Source organism: Bacillus sp. SM2101 (assembly GCF_018588585.1).
In the GTDB taxonomy this organism is placed as follows: domain Bacteria; phylum Bacillota; class Bacilli; order Bacillales; family SM2101; genus Nanhaiella; species Nanhaiella sioensis.
This window is the reverse complement of record NZ_JAEUFG010000023.1, coordinates 30,687-50,796: the sequence shown is the minus strand read 5'-3', so window position 1 is coordinate 50,796 and position 20,110 is coordinate 30,687. Positions and strand designations below refer to the sequence as shown.

The 20,110-nt window shown below is 37.0% G+C and carries 18 protein-coding genes, 1 pseudogene and 2 other annotated features; all 19 genes and pseudogenes read left to right on the top strand.

Features of this window, described 5'->3' with window-relative positions:
- Positions 1-20 precede the first annotated feature (20 nt).
- Positions 21-1,478, top strand: a complete 1,458-nt coding sequence (gene gltX / locus JM172_RS18585; protein ID WP_214483875.1) for a glutamate--tRNA ligase — start codon at positions 21-23, stop codon at positions 1,476-1,478.
- 157 nt (positions 1,479-1,635) lie between these two features.
- Positions 1,636-1,875 (top strand) — a binding site (T-box leader).
- 414 nt (positions 1,876-2,289) lie between these two features.
- The gene (epsC, locus tag JM172_RS18580) at positions 2,290-2,955 is read left to right on the top strand and encodes a serine O-acetyltransferase EpsC (protein ID WP_483297265.1); all 666 of its coding nucleotides are present in this window, start codon (positions 2,290-2,292) and stop codon (positions 2,953-2,955) included.
- Entirely contained in the window at positions 2,936-4,333 is a 1,398-nt protein-coding gene (cysS, locus tag JM172_RS18575; RefSeq protein ID WP_214483874.1) for a cysteine--tRNA ligase, read from the top strand. The genes epsC and cysS overlap by 20 nt, the downstream gene beginning before the upstream one ends.
- 5 nt (positions 4,334-4,338) lie before the next feature.
- Positions 4,339-4,761 carry a Mini-ribonuclease 3 gene (locus tag JM172_RS18570; RefSeq protein WP_250886757.1) on the top strand — a complete coding sequence of 141 codons (423 nt, stop codon included), beginning with the start codon at positions 4,339-4,341 and terminating at the stop codon, positions 4,759-4,761.
- Complete coding sequence (gene rlmB, locus JM172_RS18565) at positions 4,761-5,504, top strand: 23S rRNA (guanosine(2251)-2'-O)-methyltransferase RlmB (protein WP_214483872.1); 744 nt, start codon at positions 4,761-4,763, stop codon at positions 5,502-5,504. Before JM172_RS18570 ends, rlmB begins: the two co-directional genes overlap by 1 nt.
- Before the next feature lie 5 nt (positions 5,505-5,509).
- Complete coding sequence (locus tag JM172_RS18560; RefSeq protein WP_214483871.1) at positions 5,510-6,019, top strand: NYN domain-containing protein; 510 nt, start codon at positions 5,510-5,512, stop codon at positions 6,017-6,019.
- A 63-nt stretch (positions 6,020-6,082) separates the two neighbouring features.
- Positions 6,083-6,733: an RNA polymerase sporulation sigma factor SigH gene (gene sigH / locus JM172_RS18555; RefSeq protein WP_320259564.1), complete on the top strand. Its 651-nt coding sequence runs from the start codon at positions 6,083-6,085 to the stop codon at positions 6,731-6,733.
- A gap of 88 nt (positions 6,734-6,821) precedes the next feature.
- The gene (gene rpmG / locus JM172_RS18550) at positions 6,822-6,971 is read left to right on the top strand and encodes a 50S ribosomal protein L33 (RefSeq protein ID WP_214483870.1); all 150 of its coding nucleotides are present in this window, start codon (positions 6,822-6,824) and stop codon (positions 6,969-6,971) included.
- A gap of 48 nt (positions 6,972-7,019) precedes the next feature.
- Entirely contained in the window at positions 7,020-7,202 is a 183-nt protein-coding gene (secE, locus tag JM172_RS18545) for a preprotein translocase subunit SecE (protein ID WP_214483869.1), read from the top strand.
- 495 nt (positions 7,203-7,697) lie between these two features.
- Entirely contained in the window at positions 7,698-8,231 is a 534-nt protein-coding gene (gene nusG, locus JM172_RS18540; RefSeq protein WP_214483868.1) for a transcription termination/antitermination protein NusG, read from the top strand.
- A gap of 319 nt (positions 8,232-8,550) precedes the next feature.
- Positions 8,551-8,976, top strand: a complete 426-nt coding sequence (rplK, locus tag JM172_RS18535) for a 50S ribosomal protein L11 (RefSeq protein ID WP_214483867.1) — start codon at positions 8,551-8,553, stop codon at positions 8,974-8,976.
- 110 nt (positions 8,977-9,086) lie between these two features.
- Complete coding sequence (gene rplA, locus JM172_RS18530; RefSeq protein ID WP_214483866.1) at positions 9,087-9,788, top strand: 50S ribosomal protein L1; 702 nt, start codon at positions 9,087-9,089, stop codon at positions 9,786-9,788.
- A gap of 56 nt (positions 9,789-9,844) precedes the next feature.
- Positions 9,845-9,999: a sequence feature (ribosomal protein L10 leader region), on the top strand.
- Between the two features lie 67 nt (positions 10,000-10,066).
- Entirely contained in the window at positions 10,067-10,567 is a 501-nt protein-coding gene (rplJ, locus tag JM172_RS18525) for a 50S ribosomal protein L10 (RefSeq protein ID WP_214483865.1), read from the top strand.
- A gap of 59 nt (positions 10,568-10,626) precedes the next feature.
- A complete protein-coding gene (gene rplL, locus JM172_RS18520; protein ID WP_214483864.1) occupies positions 10,627-10,992 on the top strand; it encodes a 50S ribosomal protein L7/L12 in 366 nt (121 codons plus the stop codon).
- A 300-nt stretch (positions 10,993-11,292) separates the two neighbouring features.
- Complete coding sequence (locus JM172_RS18515) at positions 11,293-11,895, top strand: class I SAM-dependent methyltransferase (RefSeq protein ID WP_214483863.1); 603 nt, start codon at positions 11,293-11,295, stop codon at positions 11,893-11,895.
- 256 nt (positions 11,896-12,151) lie between these two features.
- Entirely contained in the window at positions 12,152-15,712 is a 3,561-nt protein-coding gene (gene rpoB, locus JM172_RS18510; protein ID WP_214483862.1) for a DNA-directed RNA polymerase subunit beta, read from the top strand.
- 194 nt (positions 15,713-15,906) lie between these two features.
- Entirely contained in the window at positions 15,907-19,509 is a 3,603-nt protein-coding gene (rpoC, locus tag JM172_RS18505) for a DNA-directed RNA polymerase subunit beta' (RefSeq protein ID WP_214483861.1), read from the top strand.
- A 125-nt stretch (positions 19,510-19,634) separates the two neighbouring features.
- Positions 19,635-19,883 (top strand): 50S ribosomal protein L7ae-like protein, encoded by a 249-nt coding sequence (locus JM172_RS18500; protein WP_214483860.1) that lies wholly within the window; start codon positions 19,635-19,637, stop codon positions 19,881-19,883.
- A gap of 104 nt (positions 19,884-19,987) precedes the next feature.
- A pseudogene (locus tag JM172_RS18495) lies at positions 19,988-20,110 on the top strand (30S ribosomal protein S12); the annotation flags it as partial.

Below are 20,110 nucleotides of genomic sequence, written 5' to 3'. Positions count from 1 at the left end.
CAATTATGGGGGTAACAATTATGGTGAAAGATATAAGGGTTCGTTATGCGCCAAGTCCAACAGGACATTTACATATAGGGAATGCGCGTACGGCATTATTTAATTATTTATTTGCACGAAATAATGATGGCAAATTTATTATCCGAATTGAAGATACGGATAAAAAGCGTAACATTGTAGGTGGAGAAGAAAGTCAATTAAAATATTTATCTTGGCTAGGAATTGATTGGGATGAAAGTGTTGATGTAGGTGGGAATTATGGACCTTATCGTCAATCGGAAAGAAATGATATTTATCAGCAGTATTATAATGAACTATTAGAGAAAGATTTAGCATATAAATGTTATTGTACTGAGGAAGAACTAGAAAAAGAGCGAGAAGAGCAATCCTTAAATGGAGGCATGCCACAATATTCAGGGAAATGTCGTCATTTAACGGATGAGCAACGCAAGTCTTTAGAAGCCGAAGGTCGAAAACCTAGCATTCGTTTTAGCGTACCATCTGAAAAGACATACCGTTTTCAAGACATGGTAAAGGGTGAAGTGACTTTTGAATCACAAGATATTGGTGATTATGTCATTGTTAAGAAGGATGGTACCCCAACGTACAACTTTGCAGTAGCAGTTGATGATTATCTTATGAAAATTTCACATGTTTTACGTGGTGATGATCATATTTCAAATACACCAAAGCAAATGATGGTTTATGAAGCTCTTGGATGGGAGTATCCTACATTTGGTCATATGACTTTAATTGTAAATGAGAGTAGGAAAAAGCTTAGTAAGCGGGACGAAGCGATTATTCAATTTATTGAGCAATATGAAGAATTAGGTTATTTGCCAGAGGCTTTATTTAACTTTATTGCACTTCTAGGTTGGTCACCAGGTGGTGAAGATGAAGTATTTACAAAGGAACAATTGATTGATATTTTTGATGCTAAGCGTTTATCAAAATCACCTGCTTTATTTGATAAACAAAAATTGACATGGATGAACAATCAGTATATAAAACATCTAAGTGCCGATGACATCGTAAACTTATCCTTGCCTCATTTAACTAAAGCTGGGCTTATAGTGGAAAACATGGATGAAGAAAATAGAGAGTGGGTTCGAAAATTAATTTTATTACACCAAGAAAAAATGAGTTACGGGGCAGAAATTATTGGTTTAACCGAAATGTTTTTTAAAGCAGATATCAAGTATGATGAGGAAGCAAAGGTAGTTTTATCAGAAGAGCAAGTAAATGAGGTACTTACTGGGTTTCTATCAGAGATTGAACAGCTTGAATCATTTAAAGCAGAGCACATTAAAGCAGCAATGAAATCTGTTCAAAAATCTACAGGCCACAAAGGTAAAAAGCTCTTTATGCCGATTCGTGTTGCGACAACAGGTCAAACACATGGCCCGGACTTACCAATGGCAATTGAGTTACTCGGTAAGGAAAAAATTAAAGAGCGGATAAAAAGCTTAATTAGTTAACTTTTTTTTAACTTTGTAATATAGTAAAGATATATGAATCGATGTTTAAATGTGTAAGTAAGGCTATTATGCATAGATGTTGCTAAGTATTAAGGATTAAATATGTAAATTGCAATATATATTTTGGGAAACAAGCTTTTTACAAAATGAATGATACGTAATTACGTTGACGAGGAAAAGTAAATGAGCGGATAAAGATATTTAAGAGAGAACCATCATCGGCTGAAAGTGGTTCATATCCCCGCTTTTTGAAATGCACCTCTGAGTATTCTAGGTGAACTAATCTTTGATTAACTAGCTTAGGACGGATTCCCTTCCGTTAGAAGGGTTGAGTTGGGGTAGGCTTGCAAATTTGAGCTACCTAAACAGGGTGGAACCGCGTGAAAACGTCTCTGTGCATAGGCATAGAGGCGTTTTTTCGTATATGGAAATGTACACGTATACAACTTATGTCCATCATATTTTTTCTTTTTTATAGGCATTTTCGTAAAAAACTAAACAAGAATATTACTAAAGTTTGGTGCATCTTTTCTTCTATAAATCGATGACTTTTACGCAAATTAATATCTTTATCTTCTAGTATAGGTACATTAGCAACGAAGTTTACGAAAAGAGCATTGTTAGAAATTCAACACCTTTATTGATGATTTATGGAAAATATGGCCCTTACAGTCATTTCAACATAAAACCATTTGATAGTATAGGCATTCTATACATTCGAATTGTCTTGTTTCAACACATGATGGGGATGGTTGAGGCTCTTGCACTTTTCTTGTCTTTTGAACAAATAATAAGGATGGAGGCGAACACCGTGTTTAAAATGTTTAAAGAAGATATTGAGGTGATTTTTGAGCAAGATCCAGCTGCAAGAAGCTATATTGAGGTGATCCTTACTTATTCTGGATTACATGCTATTTGGTCACATAGGATAGCTCACGGATTATTTAAGAGAAAACTGTTTTTTCTTGCTAGACTCTTATCACAAATAAGCAGGTTTTTTACTGGAATTGAAATTCATCCTGGTGCTCAAATAGGAAGGCGCTTATTTATTGATCATGGCATGGGAGTTGTCATAGGTGAGACTTGTGAAATTGGAGATAATGTTACGATTTATCAAGGTGTTACGTTAGGAGGAACAGGTAAGGAAAAGGGTAAGAGGCACCCAACTATTAAGGACAATGCACTTATCGCAGCAGGAGCAAAAGTACTAGGATCTATAACTATTGGAGAGAATTCAAAGATTGGGGGAGGCTCTGTTGTCTTACATGACGTTCCTGACAATTCTACAGCAGTTGGTATACCTGGAAGGATAGTTATAAAAAATGGTGTGCGTGTTAAAAAAGACTTTAATCATCGAGACTTACCAGACCCGATTGCCGATCGTATAAGAGAAATTGAATTAGAAATGAATGAATTACGAAATGAACTAGCAGAAATGAAAGAGAGGAAAATAGAACATGCCAATTCAAATTTATAATACACTTACGAGAGCAAAGGAATTATTCATTCCTATTGAGGAAAATAAGGTTACAATGTATAAGTGTGGACCAACAGTATATAACTATATCCATATTGGAAATGCACGACCTGATATTATATATGATACAGTTAGGAGATATTTTGAATATCGCGGGTATGATGTGAAATATATTTCCAACTTTACTGATGTTGATGATAAGATTATAAAAGCTGCTAACGAGTTAGGTGAGGACGTACCTACTGTCTCTGAGAGGTTTATTCAAGCATATTTTGAAGACGTTTCCGCGTTAGGATGCAAAAAAGCAGATGCTCATCCACGAGTCACAGAAACGATGGACATTATTATTGACTTTATTCAAGCTTTGATTGACAAAGGTTATGCTTATGAATCAGGTGGAGATGTTTATTACAAAACGCGTGAATTCGACGGATACGGAAAATTATCACATCAATCAATTGACGAACTGCGAGTGGGTGCTCGAATTGAAGTCGATGAGAAGAAAAACGATTCAATAGATTTTGTTCTTTGGAAAGCAGCCAAGGAAGGAGAGATTTCCTGGGAAAGCCCATGGGGCTTAGGTAGACCTGGTTGGCATATCGAATGTTCTGCAATGGTGCGAGAATATTTAGGAGATACAATAGATATTCATGCAGGAGGGCAAGACTTAATTTTTCCACATCATGAGAATGAGATAGCTCAATCAGAAGCTTTAACAGGAAAACAGCTTGCTAATTATTGGATGCATAATGGATATATCAATATAGATAACGAAAAGATGTCGAAATCATTAGGGAACTTTGTTTTGGTTCATGACATTATTAAAGAGCATGACCCACAAGTGTTGCGCTTTTTTATGCTATCTGTTCATTACCGCAATCCAATAAATTATAATATTGAATTACTTCAGAGTGCCAAAAGTAGCCTCGAGAGATTACGTACAGCATATACGAATTTAAAACATCGGATGAATAGCAGTGCTAATCTAACTACGAATGATGATGAATGGATTCAAAATATAAGTCAATATAAAGAGAAATTTATTGAAGAGATGGATGATGATTTTAATACTGCCAATGCAATTACAGTATTATTCGACCTTTCTAAAACTGCAAATCTATATTTAATGGAAAAAAACACTTCCAATCAAGTTATTCAACAATTTGTATTGCTCTTTGAAGAAACCTTTACCGTGCTTGGACTCACATTAGAAAATAACGAGCTACTTGATGATGAAATAGAAGAACTGATTCAACAAAGAATAGATGCTAGAAAGAATAGAGATTTTGCATTATCTGATCAAATTCGAGATGAGTTAAAAGAACGAAATATTATACTTGAAGACACAGCTCAAGGTACAAGATGGAGAAGAGGGTAAGGAAGATGTTACATTCACCTAATATTATTGATGTGAAACAGTTAAACAGTCTAGCTTTAGCATATATGGGTGATGCTGTATACGAAAGTCATGTGCGGCATCACCTATTAATAAAGGGTAATATTAGACCTAATCAGTTACACAATATTGCTAAAGCATATGTGTCAGCAAAAGCGCAAGCGAATGTTATTCACTTCTTTCTCCAAAATGATATGCTTAGTATTGAAGAGCAAACAATCGTAAAAAGAGGGCGTAATGCAAAATCAGGTACCATTCCAAAAAATACAGATGTACAAACATATCGATATAGCACAGCCTTTGAAGCTTTATTAGGGTATCATTATTTAATGGGAAATGAAGATAGGTTTGAGGAGCTTGTAAGTGAATCTTTTCAATTTATTGAGAAACAAAAGAAAGGAGGTAAATGATGAATCAGGAATATATTATTGGTAAAAATCCTGTGTTAGAAGCGCTAAAATCAAAGCGCGAAATTAATAAGATTTGGATTGCTGAAGGATCACAAAGAGGGCAAATGCAACAGGTTGTTCAGCTTGCAAAGGATAAGCAAGTACCCGTTTCGTTTGTCCCAAAGAAAAAGATAGACCAAATGAATGATGGCAATCATCAAGGTGTTATTGCTCAAGTGGCTGCATACGAATACGCAAGCCTAGATGATCTATACCGTAAAGCAGAGGAAAAAGGAGAAATGCCCTTTTTTATCTTACTCGATGAAATTGAGGATCCGCATAACCTCGGTTCTATCATGCGAACTGCAGATGCAGTTGGTGCTCATGGCATTATTATTCCGAAAAGAAGAGCGGTAGGATTAACTGCAACTGTTGCTAAAGCTTCAACCGGAGCGATAGAGTATATTCCAGTAGCTAAGGTGACTAATTTGTCTCGCACTATAGAAGAGCTTAAAGAAAATGGCATATGGATCATTGGTACAGATGCAAATGGCCAAGATGACTACAGGAGCATTGACGGAAATATGCCTTTAGGACTTGTCATTGGTAGTGAAGGAAAAGGGATCGGAAGACTTATTAAAGAAAAATGTGATTTTCTCATTAATCTTCCTATGCGTGGGAAGGTAACATCTTTAAATGCATCGGTTGCTGCTGGCTTACTAATGTATGAGGTTTACCGTAAACGAATCCCGTTAGGGGACTAACCTTTATGGATATCCTGATTGTTGATGGATACAACATTATAGGGGCATGGCCAAACTTAAGACCTTTAAGGGATAAAGATTTTAACTCAGCTCGTGATAACTTAATCAATCAGATGGCTGAATATCAAGCTTATACTGGTTATAGAGTAATCATTGTTTTTGATGCTCACCTCGTTAAAGGCATTGAAAAGAAATTAAAAAACCACAAAGTAGAGATCATATTCACACGTGAGAATGAAACTGCAGATGAACGCATAGAGAAGCTAGTGAAAGAACTTAATAATATACAAACGCAAATTCATGTTGCAACATCGGATTATATGGAACAATGGACGATTTTTGGACAGGGTGCATTGAGAAAATCCGCACGAGAACTGTACAATGAAATGACCGCTATTAAACAGCGAATTGAGAAGAAGGTCAAAGTGACACAACAAAAAAAGCCAAAGTCTAAAATACATCTTAGTGAAGAAGTTGCAGAAATTTTCGAAAAATGGAGACGTGGACAACGATGAGTAGTTGACGTTGAAAAAAATCGTGCTGTATAATATTTCTATATAACGGTCGGAGGGATCTGTGTGGTTTCGAACTTCAAAGGGAAGACAAGGGGAATATATGAGCAGTATGAGGATGAACATATTGTAGAATTAGTTCACAGTGGCAATAGTGAAGCGCTTGATTATTTGATCAATAAGTATAAAAACTTTGTCCGTGCAAAAGCGAGATCGTATTTCTTAATTGGAGCAGATCGAGAAGATATTGTCCAAGAAGGCATGATAGGCTTATATAAAGCAATACGTGATTTTAGAGAGGACAAGCTTACATCATTCAAGGCTTTTGCGGAATTATGTATAACGAGACAAATTATTACTGCTATTAAAACTGCTACTAGACAAAAACACATTCCGTTAAATTCCTATGTTTCACTGGACAAGCCTATTTATGACGAGGAATCGGATCGAACACTAATGGATGTAATTTCTGGTACGAAGGTAATGAATCCAGAAGAACTCATTATAAATCAAGAAGAATATGATGATATTGAAGTGAAAATGTCAGAGCTATTAAGTGATTTAGAAAGAAAGGTATTAGTTCTTTATTTAGATGGAAGGTCTTATCAGGAAATTTCCGAAGATCTAAATCGTCATGTGAAATCTATTGATAATGCACTACAAAGAGTAAAAAGAAAGCTTGAGCGTTATTTAGAGTTGAGAGAGATAAGCTTGTAGCTTTCCTCCATTTGTTAACAGTTGTTGACATAGAAAAGAATGGTATGATAATCTTTTAAGGACATGTATGTCTATGGTAGGTGTTATCATGAGTAAAAAAATAGTCCTTGCATGCAGTGAGTGTGGAAGTCGAAACTATATAACTATGAAAACTGATGCAAAAACAGAGAAAAGACTTGAAATAAATAAGTTTTGTAAAACTTGTAATACACATACAACCCATCAAGAAGCAAAATAATTTTTAACAACCTAGATTATATAAAAACCGGCGCTGGAGGTTACGTATATGAAACGTTTAACAACATTTTTGCGTGATGTTGTACGTGAAATGAAAAAAGTAAGTTGGCCTAAACAAAAGGAATTGACTCGCTATACTATTACGGTACTTTCAACTGTAGTATTTTTTGTGTTGTTTTTTGCTTTAACAGACCAAATTATTTCTTTTTTAATTGAATTAGTAGTTGAATAACAATTGCATTGTCATGGTATAATGATTGATAAAGTTAGTAGATGAAAAGCCCGGTAACGGGTTTTTTGATTTGGGAAGAAAAAATGTATTTATGGCAGACGCTTTAACAAGAAGACGCAGATAACCAGGTATATAACCTGCTGATGAATGTTTTACGTCTGAGAGTGCCTTTATGAAAATTGACGAAACGTTAACTCTTTAGGTGTAGGAATTTTAACCATCCCCATGAGGCCACTATACCTTATTACTAGAAGGCAAAAAAGCGCCTTCAAGTGAGGTGGCTCCAGTGCTTGTGTGGGATGAATGAGACGTTTGGTCTTTGTTGAATGACTAGCTTCAACAGCCGTCAGCTCGAGGTTATAACCGACTCGTCAATAAGGATAAAAAGCAATCTTATTGATGGTTCGCCATATGCTTGTCACCAGTGAGTGCGCTGTTTGCGCTTTCAGGTCTATTTTATTGTTGGGGAGGGAAGGACATAATAAGTCCTATCGAATGGAAAAGAATTGGTATGTTGTTCATACGTATTCAGGTTATGAAAACAAAGTAAAAGCAAATTTAGAAAAACGTGTTGAGTCAATGGGAATGCAAGATAAAATATTTAGAGTTGTAGTTCCTGAAGAAGAAGAAACAGATGTGAAGAATGGAAAAAAGAAAGTCGTTAAGAAAAAAGTATTCCCAGGATATGTGCTGGTAGAAATCATAATGACAGATGACTCTTGGTATGTTGTACGAAACACACCTGGAGTAACAGGTTTTGTCGGATCATCAGGCTCTGGATCAAAACCAACTCCGTTGTTACCAGATGAAATTACTCATGTATTAAAAAGAATGGGTATGGAAGAAAAAGTCGTTGAGGTTGATTTTGAACTTAGTGAAACGGTAAAAGTGAAGGATGGTCCTTTTGCTAACTTTACAGGTAAAATTGAAGAGCTTGACGTTGATAAGAGTAAAGTTAAAGTCCTTGTAAATATGTTTGGACGTGAAACGCCAGTTGAGCTAGACTTTGATCAAATAGAAAAAATATAACCAATTAAACTTGAAATGACACAAAAAAAGTGGTAATATTTCAAAGTCAGTATGTCTCAAAAAATATGGGGCTAGATGATAATATATCTTTATTATAGTGAGTGTTCAAAAAAGGATGAAGAAGTACTAGTCGACTATGCTACTAAATTTCATGTACATATGCATCGTACATGAGAAATGGTAAGGTATGCTGACTTAAGTCTCTTGACGGTTCCTTCTCTCAGACGATTTGGACATCCTCGAATAGATAATAAAGGTTTACGATGAGTGGGAGGGAATACCCTATTACCACATCACGGACTTTAAGGAGGTGTGTCTCGTGGCTAAAAAAGCAATAAAAGTTGTTAAGTTACAAATTCCTGCTGGTAAAGCAAATCCGGCACCACCGGTTGGACCAGCCTTAGGGCAAGCAGGTGTAAATATCATGGGATTCTGTAAGGAATTTAATGCTCGTACAGCTGATCAAGCTGGTTTAATTATACCGGTTGAAATTACAGTTTTCGAAGACCGTTCATTTACTTTTATTACTAAAACTCCACCTGCAGCAGTATTACTTAAAAAAGCTGCTGGAATTGAGTCTGGTTCAGGTGAACCAAACCGTAATAAAGTAGCGACTGTAAAACGTGACAAAGTACGCGAAATTGCTGAAACAAAAATGCCTGATTTAAATGCAGCAAATGTTGAATCAGCAATGCGAATGGTTGAAGGTACAGCCCGCAGTATGGGGATTGTTATTGAAGATTAATCGCGTGCGCATATAGGTGTTGGGAGGTTGCGGCTATGAGTGCATTCTCATTCGCAACCTTTATTCGTGGGAGGTTGTTCCGTTAAAACCACAAATAAGGAGGAAATACAATGGCTAAAAGAGGTAAAAAGTACGTAGAGGCTGCTAAATTAGTAGACCGTACAAAAGCTTACCCAGTGGGAGAAGCGATTGAACTAGTTAAGAAGACAAACACAACAAAATTTGACGCAACGGTTGAAGTTGCTTTCCGTTTAGGTGTTGACCCTAAGAAAGCAGATCAACAAATCCGTGGTGCTGTCGTACTACCACATGGTACTGGTAAAGTACAACGTGTGTTAGTTTTTGCAAAAGGTGAAAAAGCAAAAGAAGCAGAAGCAGCGGGTGCTGATTTTGTTGGTGATAGCGACTACATTAATAAAATCAATCAAGGTTGGTTTGATTTTGATGTGATCGTTGCAACTCCAGATATGATGGGTGAAGTAGGTAAATTAGGTCGAGTATTAGGACCTAAAGGTTTAATGCCTAACCCTAAAACAGGTACTGTAACATTTGATGTTGCGAAAGCTATTAATGAAATTAAAGCTGGTAAAGTAGAGTACCGTGTAGATAAGCAAGGTAACATTCATGTGCCAATTGGTAAAGTTTCCTTTGAAGAAGGAAAGCTAGAAGAAAACTTTACTACAATTTTTGACACGATGGTAAAAGTGAAACCTGCAGCAGCGAAAGGTACGTACATGAAAAATGTATCAGTAACTTCAACGATGGGACCTGGAATTAAAATTGACCCTTCAACAGTAACTGATGCAAACTAATTAATAAATAATTTGACAAACAGGTTATGATTCTATATAATCATCCTTGTTGTTTAAATAGAATATAATTTATACCGTAGACAGTAGGTGCTCATAATGAGCTTAATTTCCCACCGAGGTGTTTTGTAAATATACAGTGTAATAACAGAATGTTAATTATTGTATATCAAACCTCCGTGTCTTATAGATGTGGAGGTTTTTTGCTGAAAGAGAAAGAAAAATTTCGGCATACACCAAGCGGTATAAGTAACCAGAGAAAAATCATAGGAGGTGTAGGGATGAGTAACGCAGTTGAACAAAAACAGCAGATCGTAACGGAAATTGCTGATAAACTTCGTGGTAGTAAATCAACGGTAGTAGTAGACTATCGTGGTTTAACTGTTGCAGAAGTAACAGAACTTCGTAAGCAACTTCGTGAAGCAGGTGTTGAATTTAAAGTATATAAAAATACTTTAACACGTCGTGCAACAGAAGAAGCTGGTTTAGAGGGGTTGAACGAACATTTAACTGGACCAAATGCAATTGCTTTTGGTGTTGAAGATGTAGTAGCTCCTGCGAAAATTCTTAACAACTTTGCGAAGGACCATGAAGCACTTGAGATTAAAGCAGGTGTGATTGAAGGTAATATCGCATCAGTAGAAGACGTTAAAGCTCTTGCAGAACTTCCATCACGCGAAGGATTATTATCTATGTTGCTTAGCGTACTTCAAGCACCTATTCGCAATCTTGCTCTTGCAACAAAAGCTGTTGCAGATCAAAAAGAAGAACAAGGCGCATAATTTAAGTAAACAAATAGTATTTGTATAAAAAATTACAACTTTTCAAGGAGGAAATTATAATGACTAAAGAACAAATCATTGAAGCAGTTAAGGAAATGACTGTTTTAGAATTAAACGACTTAGTAAAAGCTATTGAAGAAGAATTTGGTGTAACTGCTGCTGCTCCTGTAGCTGTAGTAGGTGGAGCTGCTGGTGGAGACGCTGCTGCTGAAAAAACTGAATTTGATGTAGAACTTACAAGTGCTGGTTCACAAAAAATTAAAGTTATCAAAGCTGTTCGTGAAATCACTGGTCTTGGCTTAAAAGAAGCTAAAGAATTAGTTGATAACACTCCAAAAACACTTAAAGAAGGCGTTTCTAAAGACGAAGCTGAAGAACTTAAAGCGAAGCTTGAAGAAGTTGGAGCTGGCGTAGAAGTTAAGTAATTTTGTTGAATAAAAAAAAGCTCGCTAATAATATTAGCGAGCTTTTTTTAAGACTCATATTATTAAAAATATGTTGTTGTTGTTTTTAACATGCATTTGAGTATCTGATGTCTTTAGAGGAGAAAAGGTGCCAAGAGCGTTAGTTATATTGGCTTTTAGCTCTATTGACGAAAAGCAACAATTATTAAGAATGAAACATTAAGATAAGATGCTGTGAATAGTTAACTTCTAAGTGCGTGAAACAACAATTCATGCTAAAGAAGTTAATACGAAATTTTAAGAAGGACAGGGGGTCGTTTTTTGGGGGATCATTATTTTACAGATAAGCCTAAAGTGAATAGCAACCCACAAACTTGGAGTTATGAATTAAAGGGCTTTATGTTTTCTTTTATTACAGATAATGGTGTATTCTCGAAAAGTGAAGTTGACTTCGGTTCTAAATTATTAATACAACATTTTGAGCCTTCTGAAGCAGATGGTTCTATACTTGATATTGGCTGTGGTTACGGGCCGATTGGTCTTTCGATTGCAAAAGCATTTCACAAACAACGGGTGGAAATGGTTGATGTTAATGAACGGGCACTTGAGTTAGCTGAAAAAAATAAGCAATTGAATGGTGTTTCAAATGTAACCATTTATAAAAGTGATTTGTTTGAGGGTGTAAATCAACGGTCTTTTTCTGCTATATTATCAAATCCACCTATTCGAGCAGGGAAAAAAGTAGTTCATACGATATTAGAAGAAAGTCTCGATTATTTAGATGATGGTGGAGAGCTATGGGTTGTTATTCAGAAAAAGCAAGGAGCTCCCTCAGCAGTTGAAAAGCTTAAAGCAATCTTCAGGGAAGTAGAGATAGTTACTAAGAAAAAAGGCTATTATATCATAAAAGCAAAAAAAAGTTGACGGTTATTTTTTGTTGTGTTAACATTATAAAATGCCAAATATGTATTTTTTCTAATATAATTGAAAAAATTATCATATTAGTTGTATATTGTTTAGTTTGAATGGAAAAACTAAAAAAATCAATAGTTCGTGAGTAAAATGTGGTTTTCTAAAAAGAAACCCTTTTATTTTTTGCCTTATGACTGATGATTTTTCAGTTCGTAAGACAAATATATATGCAGTAATAATAAAACGCTTGATTTGAGGGGTGAATCAGTTGACAGGTCAAGTAGTTCAGTTTGGACGACACCGCCAACGAAGAAGTTACGCTCGTATTAGTGAAGTATTAGAATTGCCAAATCTTATTGAAATTCAAACCTCTTCATATCAGTGGTTTCTTGATGAGGGTCTTAGAGAAATGTTTAGAGATATTTCTCCAATTGAAGATTTTACAGGTAACCTTTCACTTGAGTTTATTGATTATAGCTTGGGTGAGCCTAAGTACCCTGTAGCAGAATCGAAGGAACGCGATGTTACATATTCTGCTCCACTGCGCGTAAAAGTACGCTTAGTGAATAAAGAAACAGGTGAAGTGAAGGACCAGGATGTATTTATGGGAGATTTCCCGTTAATGACAGAAACAGGTACGTTTGTTATTAATGGTGCTGAGCGAGTTATTGTTTCTCAGCTTGTACGCTCACCTAGTGTTTATTACAGTGGCAAAGTTGATAAAAACGGTAAAAAGGGTTTTACAGCAACTGTAATTCCAAACCGAGGAGCATGGTTAGAATATGAAACTGATGCGAAGGACGTAGTATACGTGCGTATCGATCGTACTCGGAAGTTACCGGTTACGGTTCTTTTGCGTTCGTTAGGGTTTGGGTCTGATCAAGAAATCATCGATTTAATTGGTGATAACGAATATATCCGCAACACCCTTGAAAAAGACAATACCGAAAGTACTGAAAAAGCATTACTAGAAATATATGAACGTCTACGACCAGGTGAACCACCTACAGTAGAAAATGCAAAAAGCCTACTAGAGTCTCGTTTCTTCGATCCGAAGCGTTATGATCTAGCTAGTGTAGGACGCTATAAAATTAACAAGAAGTTGCATTTGAAAAATAGATTATTTAATCAGCGCTTAGCTGAAACACTTGTTGATTCTGAAACTGGTGAAATCATTGCTGAAAAAGGAACTTTGTTAGATCGTAGGACACTAGATCGCATACTTCCTCAGCTAATCGATGGAGCTGGGTTTAAAAGCTTCCATACAGTAGGTGGAGTAATAGAAGAAGAGATTTTACTGCAGTCTATTAAAATTTATGCACCTAGTGATGCAGATGGTGAGCAAGTAATTAATGTGATCGGCAATGCTTATATTGAGGAGTCTGTTAAGAATATTACTCAAGCTGACATTATTGCTTCTATTAGTTACTTCTTTAATCTATTACATCAAGTAGGAGATACGGATGATATTGACCATTTAGGTAATCGTCGTCTTCGCTCGGTTGGAGAATTACTCCAAAATCAATTCCGTATTGGGCTATCAAGAATGGAACGTGTTGTGCGTGAAAGAATGTCTATACAAGATACGAATACGATCACGCCACAACAACTTATTAATATAAGACCTGTTATCGCATCTATAAAAGAATTCTTTGGAAGTTCTCAACTTTCTCAGTTTATGGATCAAACAAACCCGTTAGCTGAATTAACACATAAGCGTAGATTATCAGCGCTTGGACCAGGTGGTCTGACCCGTGAACGTGCCGGGTTTGAGGTCCGAGATGTACATTATTCACATTACGGACGAATGTGTCCTATTGAAACACCAGAGGGTCCAAACATAGGGTTAATAAACTCATTATCATCTTTTGCAAAAGTAAATCGATTCGGTTTCATAGAAACACCGTATCGAAAAGTTGACCCAGAAACTGGAAAGGTGTCTAGCAAAATAGATTATCTTACAGCTGATGAAGAAGATAATTATGTTGTTGCACAGGCTAATTCAAGGCTAGCTGAAGATGGAACATTCATAGATGATGATGTATTTGCCCGTTTCCGTGGTGAAAATATTGTTGTCAAGAGTGAGCGAGCTGACTATATGGATGTATCTCCTAAACAAGTCGTTTCTGCAGCAACAGCTTGTATACCGTTCTTAGAAAACGATGACTCTAACCGTGCATTGATGGGAGCGAACATGCAACGTCAAGCTGTACCGTTGATGCAGCCTGAGGCACCAAGAGTTGGTACAGGTATGGAATACGTATCTGGTAAGGATTCAGGGGCAGCTGTAATTTGTAAACATCCTGGAATAGTAGAGCGTGTTGAAGCGAAAGAGGTTTGGGTAAGAAGGTATGAAGAAGTAGACGGTCAAAAGGTCAAAGGTAACCTTGATAAATATCGTTTATTAAAATTTATTCGTTCAAACCAAGGTACGTGTTACAACCAACGTCCAATTGTAGCTGTTGGTAATGAAGTGAAAAAGGGAGAAATCCTTGCTGATGGACCTTCGATGGAGTTGGGAGAATTAGCGTTAGGTCGTAATGTACTTGTTGGATTTATGACTTGGGACGGCTATAACTATGAAGATGCGATCATCATGAGTGAACGACTAGTAAAAGATGATGTCTATACTTCAATCCATATCGAAGAATACGAATCAGAGTCACGTGATACGAAGCTTGGTCCTGAAGAAATCACTCGTGATATTCCTAATGTTGGTGAAGATGCACTTCGTAATTTAGATGAACGCGGTATTATACGCATCGGTGCTGAGGTGAAGGATGGAGATCTGCTAGTAGGTAAAGTAACGCCTAAAGGTGTAACTGAGCTTACTGCTGAAGAACGTTTACTCCATGCGATTTTCGGAGAAAAAGCTCGTGAAGTTCGAGATACTTCACTCCGTGTTCCTCATGGAGGAGAAGGAATTATCCTTGATGTAAAAGTGTTTAATCGCGAAGATGGCGATGAATTACCACCTGGAGTTAATCAGCTTGTTCGAGTATATATTGTTCAAAAACGTAAGATTTCTGAAGGTGACAAAATGGCAGGACGTCACGGGAATAAAGGTGTAATCTCAAGAATCTTACCTGAAGAAGATATGCCATATTTACCAGACGGTACTCCGATTGATATTATGTTAAACCCATTAGGGGTTCCTTCTCGTATGAATATCGGTCAGGTATTAGAATTACATCTTGGGATGGCTGCTAGAAAGCTTGGTATACATGTTGCGTCAGCGGTATTTGATGGTGCTCGTGAGGAAGACGTATGGTCAACATTACAAGAGGCAGGTATGGCTCGTGATGCAAAAACGGTCTTGTATGATGGACGTACGGGAGAGCCGTTTGACAATCGTGTATCAGTAGGTGTTATGTATATGATTAAACTAGCGCATATGGTTGATGATAAACTACACGCTCGTTCAACGGGTCCTTATTCACTAGTAACCCAACAACCATTGGGTGGTAAAGCTCAATTCGGTGGTCAGAGGTTTGGTGAAATGGAAGTTTGGGCACTTGAAGCATATGGTGCTGCATATACACTACAAGAGATTCTAACTGTTAAGTCAGATGATGTCGTAGGTCGTGTGAAAACGTATGAATCTATTGTCAAAGGTGAAAATGTACCTGAGCCTGGTGTTCCTGAATCATTTAAAGTATTAATTAAAGAGCTACAAAGTTTAGGAATGGACGTTAAAATGCTCTCGAGCGATGAAAAAGAAATAGAAATGCGTGATACTGAAGATGATGATGATCAACAAAATGCTAATGTATCTATGGATGAAGAAACTTCTGTAGAACAAGAGGTAGACGCAGTGGTGAAAGAGTAAGACAAAGAAAAAGCTATACTTTTTTCAAAGGGGAAATCCCCTTTGAAATTCTATATTAATACGTGTTCAAAAAAGGACGGAGAAAACATCCTGTGTTAGTTTAACAGTTGTTCTTCACTAGCTTTTTGAGCATCTAGGTATAATTGAGTTTGGGTGTAAAGGGAAAACCTGAGACTAAAAGGGAGGTAGGCCCCTTGATAGACGTAAATAACTTTGAATATATGAAAATTGGACTCGCTTCACCAGATAAAATTCGCTCTTGGTCATTCGGTGAAGTAAAAAAACCTGAAACGATAAACTATCGTACTCTTAAACCAGAGAAGGACGGTTTATTTTGTGAACGCATATTTGGTCCTACAAAAGATTGGGAATGTCATTGTGGAAAATATAAACGTGTTCGTTATAAAGGTGTAGTTTGTGACCGATGTGGAGTAGAGGTCACGCGTGCTAAAGTTCGTCGTGAACGGATGGGACATATTGAACTCGCTGCACCGGTAACGCATATTTGGTATTTCAAGGGTATTCCAAGTCGCATGGGACTTGTATTAGATATGTCTCCTCGTGCACTAGAAGAGGTAATATATTTTGCGTCTTACGTAGTAACTGAATCAGGGAATACGCCGTTAGACAAGAAACAGTTGCTCTCTGAGAAAGAATTTCGTGTGTATCGAGAAAAATATGGGCAAACATTCCAGGCTTCAATGGGAGCCGAAGCGATTAAAAAGCTTCTTCAGGATATTAATTTAGAAAAAGAAGTAGAAAGTCTAAAAGAGGAATTAAAAACAGCACAAGGCCAGCGTCGTACTCGTGCAATTAAACGACTTGAAGTGCTTGAGGCATTTAGAAACTCTGGCAATCATCCATCGTGGATGATCTTGGATGTTTTACCGGTTATTCCACCTGAACTTCGCCCCATGGTACAGCTTGATGGTGGAAGATTTGCTACTTCAGATTTAAACGACTTATATCGTCGTGTCATTAACAGAAACAATCGCTTGAAGCGATTGTTAGATCTTGGTGCGCCTAGTATTATTGTACAAAATGAGAAACGAATGCTGCAAGAAGCTGTTGATGCACTTATAGATAATGGGAGACGTGGAAGACCGGTTACAGGTCCAGGAAATAGACCTCTGAAATCATTATCACATATGTTGAAAGGGAAACAAGGACGTTTCCGTCAAAACCTACTCGGAAAACGTGTTGATTATTCAGGTCGTTCCGTAATTGTCGTTGGACCAAATTTAAAAATGTATCAATGTGGTCTGCCTAAAGAAATGGCAATAGAACTTTTTAAACCATTTGTTATGAAAGAGCTAGTGGAAAAAGGTCTTGCTCATAATATTAAAAGTGCGAAACGTAAAATTGAGCGTTTACAGCCAGAAATTTGGGATGTATTAGAATCAGTTATTAAAGAGCATCCAGTTTTATTAAATCGTGCACCAACATTGCATAGATTAGGTATTCAAGCATTTGAACCTACTTTGGTAGAAGGCCGAGCAATTCGCCTCCATCCGTTAGTTTGTACAGCATATAATGCTGACTTTGACGGTGACCAAATGGCAGTTCACGTACCTTTATCATCAGAGGCACAAGCTGAGGCACGTCTTCTTATGCTAGCAGCTCAAAACATCTTAAATCCTAAGGACGGAAAACCAGTTGTTACTCCATCGCAGGATATGGTTTTAGGTAACTATTATTTAACGATGGAACGAGAAGGAGCCGTTGGAGAAGGGATGATATTTAATGATACTGATGAAGCACTTCTTGCGTATCAAAATGGCTTTGTCCATCTTCATACGAGAGTAGCTGTAAATGCGGGTACATTAAATAATCCAAACTTCACGGATGAACAAAATAATCAATTACTTATAACTACAGTAGGTAAATTAGTCTTCAATGAAATTTTGCCTAAGTCATTTCCATACATTAATGAACCAACGAAGTCTAACTTAGAAGAAAAAACACCAGAGAAGTATTTTATAGAGAAGACGGTAGATGTAAAGGAAGAAATTAAAAAGCGTCCAACCATTGATCCGTTCAAGAAGAAAATTCTTGGTAATGTCATTGCTGAAGTGTTTAAACGATTCAAGATCACTGAAACATCCAAAATGCTTGATCGCATGAAAGATTTAGGCTTTAAGTATTCTACAAAGGCTGGTATTACAGTAGGAGTATCAGACATTGTCGTGTTACCTGAAAAACAAGAAATATTAAATCAAGCTCAGAACAAAGTAGATACTGTCATAAAGCAATTCAGGCGCGGACTTATTACAGATGATGAGCGTTTTGATCGAGTGATATCTATTTGGAGCTCAGCTAAGGATGTTATTCAAGGGAAATTAATGGCGTCGTTAAATAAGCGTAACCCAATCTTTATGATGAGTGATTCTGGGGCTCGTGGTAACGCATCTAACTTTACTCAGCTTGCGGGGATGCGCGGACTCATGGCCAACCCAGCTGGTAGAATTATTGAATTACCGATTAAATCAAGTTTCCGTGAAGGGCTGAATGTACAAGAGTACTTTATTTCTACACACGGTGCTCGTAAAGGTTTAGCAGATACAGCGTTAAAAACAGCTGACTCTGGTTACTTAACTCGTCGTCTAGTTGATGTTGCCCAGGATGTTATTGTACGTGAAGACGACTGCGGCACGGACAGAGGATTGTTTATTCGTTCATTAATGGAAGGTACTGAAGTAATTGAGAAGCTTGAAGAGCGTTTGATTGGTAGATATGCTCGTAAAGCAATTAAACACCCACAAACAGGGGAAGTTTTTGTTGCAGAGAATGAACAAATTGATGAAGATCTTGCGCCTGTAATAGTTGAGGCGGGTGTTGAAGAAGTTTGGATCCGTTCAGCATTCACATGTAATACCCGTCATGGAGTATGTAAGAAGTGTTATGGACGCAATTTAGCTACTGGATCGGAAGTTGAAGTTGGGGAAGCTGTTGGTATTATTGCTGCTCAATCAATTGGAGAACCAGGAACACAGTTAACAATGCGTACATTCCATACAGGTGGGGTTGCAGGAGACGATATTACCCAAGGTCTCCCTCGTGTTCAAGAATTATTTGAAGCACGAAATCCAAAAGGTCAAGCGATTATTTCTGAAATCGATGGAACTGTCATCGAAATCAAAGAAGCGCGTGATAGACAGTATGAAATTGTTATACGAAATGATGTAGAAACAAGAAATTATCTTGCACCATATAACGCAAGATTGAAAGTAGCAGACGGTTCGGTCATTGAGCGAGGTCAAGAGCTAACTGAAGGTTCAATTGATCCTAAAGAGTTGTTGAAAGTAAAAGATATGACTGCTGTTCAGGAGTACTTACTTAAAGAAGTTCAACGCGTATACCGTATGCAAGGTGTTGAGATTGGTGATAAACATATCGAAGTAATGGTAAGACAAATGCTTCGTAAAGTACGTGTCCATAATGCTGGTGATACAAATGTGTTACCTGGATCGCTACTAGATATTCACCAATTTACCGATGCAAATGAAAAAGTGCTATTAGAAGGTAAAACACCTGCAACTGGTCGTCCAGTACTATTAGGTATTACGAAAGCATCATTAGAGACAGATTCTTTCTTATCAGCCGCTTCATTCCAAGAAACAACGCGTGTGTTAACGGATGCAGCTATTAAAGGTAAACGTGATGATTTACTTGGGTTGAAAGAAAATGTAATTATTGGTAAATTGGTTCCTGCTGGTACTGGAATGACACAGTATCGCAAAGTCACACCAGAATTACCATCGATCATTGAAGAAGAAGCTGCAGTAATTGTTGACTGAAGTTTATAGAGGAGTGTTTGTAACCTCCTCTATAAGCAAGTTTTTTTCTTGTTGACATTTATTGAACAGAATGTTATTATAGCAAAGGTGTTTCAAATAACCTGTTACTTTGGAGGATATTAAAGTTGTCTTATGAAAAAGTATCACAGGCAGCAAAGATTATTATAGGTACAAAGCAGACGGTTAAAGCTCTCAAATCGGAAGCTGTGAAAGAAGTTATCGTTGCTGCTGATGCTGATGAACGCATAATTAGTAAAATTATGCATGTAGCTAAAGCGAACGATGTGCCTATTAATAAAGTAGATTCAATGAAGCAGCTAGGTAGAGCTTGTGGAATTGAAGTGGGAGCAGCAACAGTTGCAATTATTTATTAAAACTGTTTTTGTGGAAATATCATTTTCTACAAAAACTTTGTTTTTGTAAAAAAATGAACCACCTGGATGTGTGGTCTTAGCAACATACGGAAGGAGGAAACAAGATGCCTACTATTAATCAATTAGTACGCAAAGGTCGCGAGACGAAAGTTAAAAAATCAATGTCCCCTGCTTTGAATAAAGGGTACAATAGCTTCAAAAAGTCACAAACTAACGTTTCATCTCCA

Excerpts from the sequence above, each read along its gene's own strand:
- secE (WP_214483869.1), top strand. The coding sequence starts at position 7,020 with ATGAAACGTTTAACAACATTTTTGCGTGATGTTGTACGTGAAATGAAA.
- gltX (WP_214483875.1), top strand. The coding sequence starts at position 21 with ATGGTGAAAGATATAAGGGTTCGTTATGCGCCAAGTCCAACAGGACAT.
- rplL (WP_214483864.1), top strand. The coding sequence starts at position 10,627 with ATGACTAAAGAACAAATCATTGAAGCAGTTAAGGAAATGACTGTTTTA.
- rplJ (WP_214483865.1), top strand. The coding sequence starts at position 10,067 with ATGAGTAACGCAGTTGAACAAAAACAGCAGATCGTAACGGAAATTGCT.
- rplA (WP_214483866.1), top strand. The coding sequence starts at position 9,087 with ATGGCTAAAAGAGGTAAAAAGTACGTAGAGGCTGCTAAATTAGTAGAC.
- cysS (WP_214483874.1), top strand. The coding sequence starts at position 2,936 with ATGCCAATTCAAATTTATAATACACTTACGAGAGCAAAGGAATTATTC.
- JM172_RS18560 (WP_214483871.1), top strand. The coding sequence starts at position 5,510 with ATGGATATCCTGATTGTTGATGGATACAACATTATAGGGGCATGGCCA.
- JM172_RS18570 (WP_250886757.1), top strand. The coding sequence starts at position 4,339 with ATGTTACATTCACCTAATATTATTGATGTGAAACAGTTAAACAGTCTA.
- nusG (WP_214483868.1), top strand. The coding sequence starts at position 7,698 with ATGGAAAAGAATTGGTATGTTGTTCATACGTATTCAGGTTATGAAAAC.
- rpmG (WP_214483870.1), top strand. The coding sequence starts at position 6,822 with ATGAGTAAAAAAATAGTCCTTGCATGCAGTGAGTGTGGAAGTCGAAAC.
- rlmB (WP_214483872.1), top strand. The coding sequence starts at position 4,761 with ATGAATCAGGAATATATTATTGGTAAAAATCCTGTGTTAGAAGCGCTA.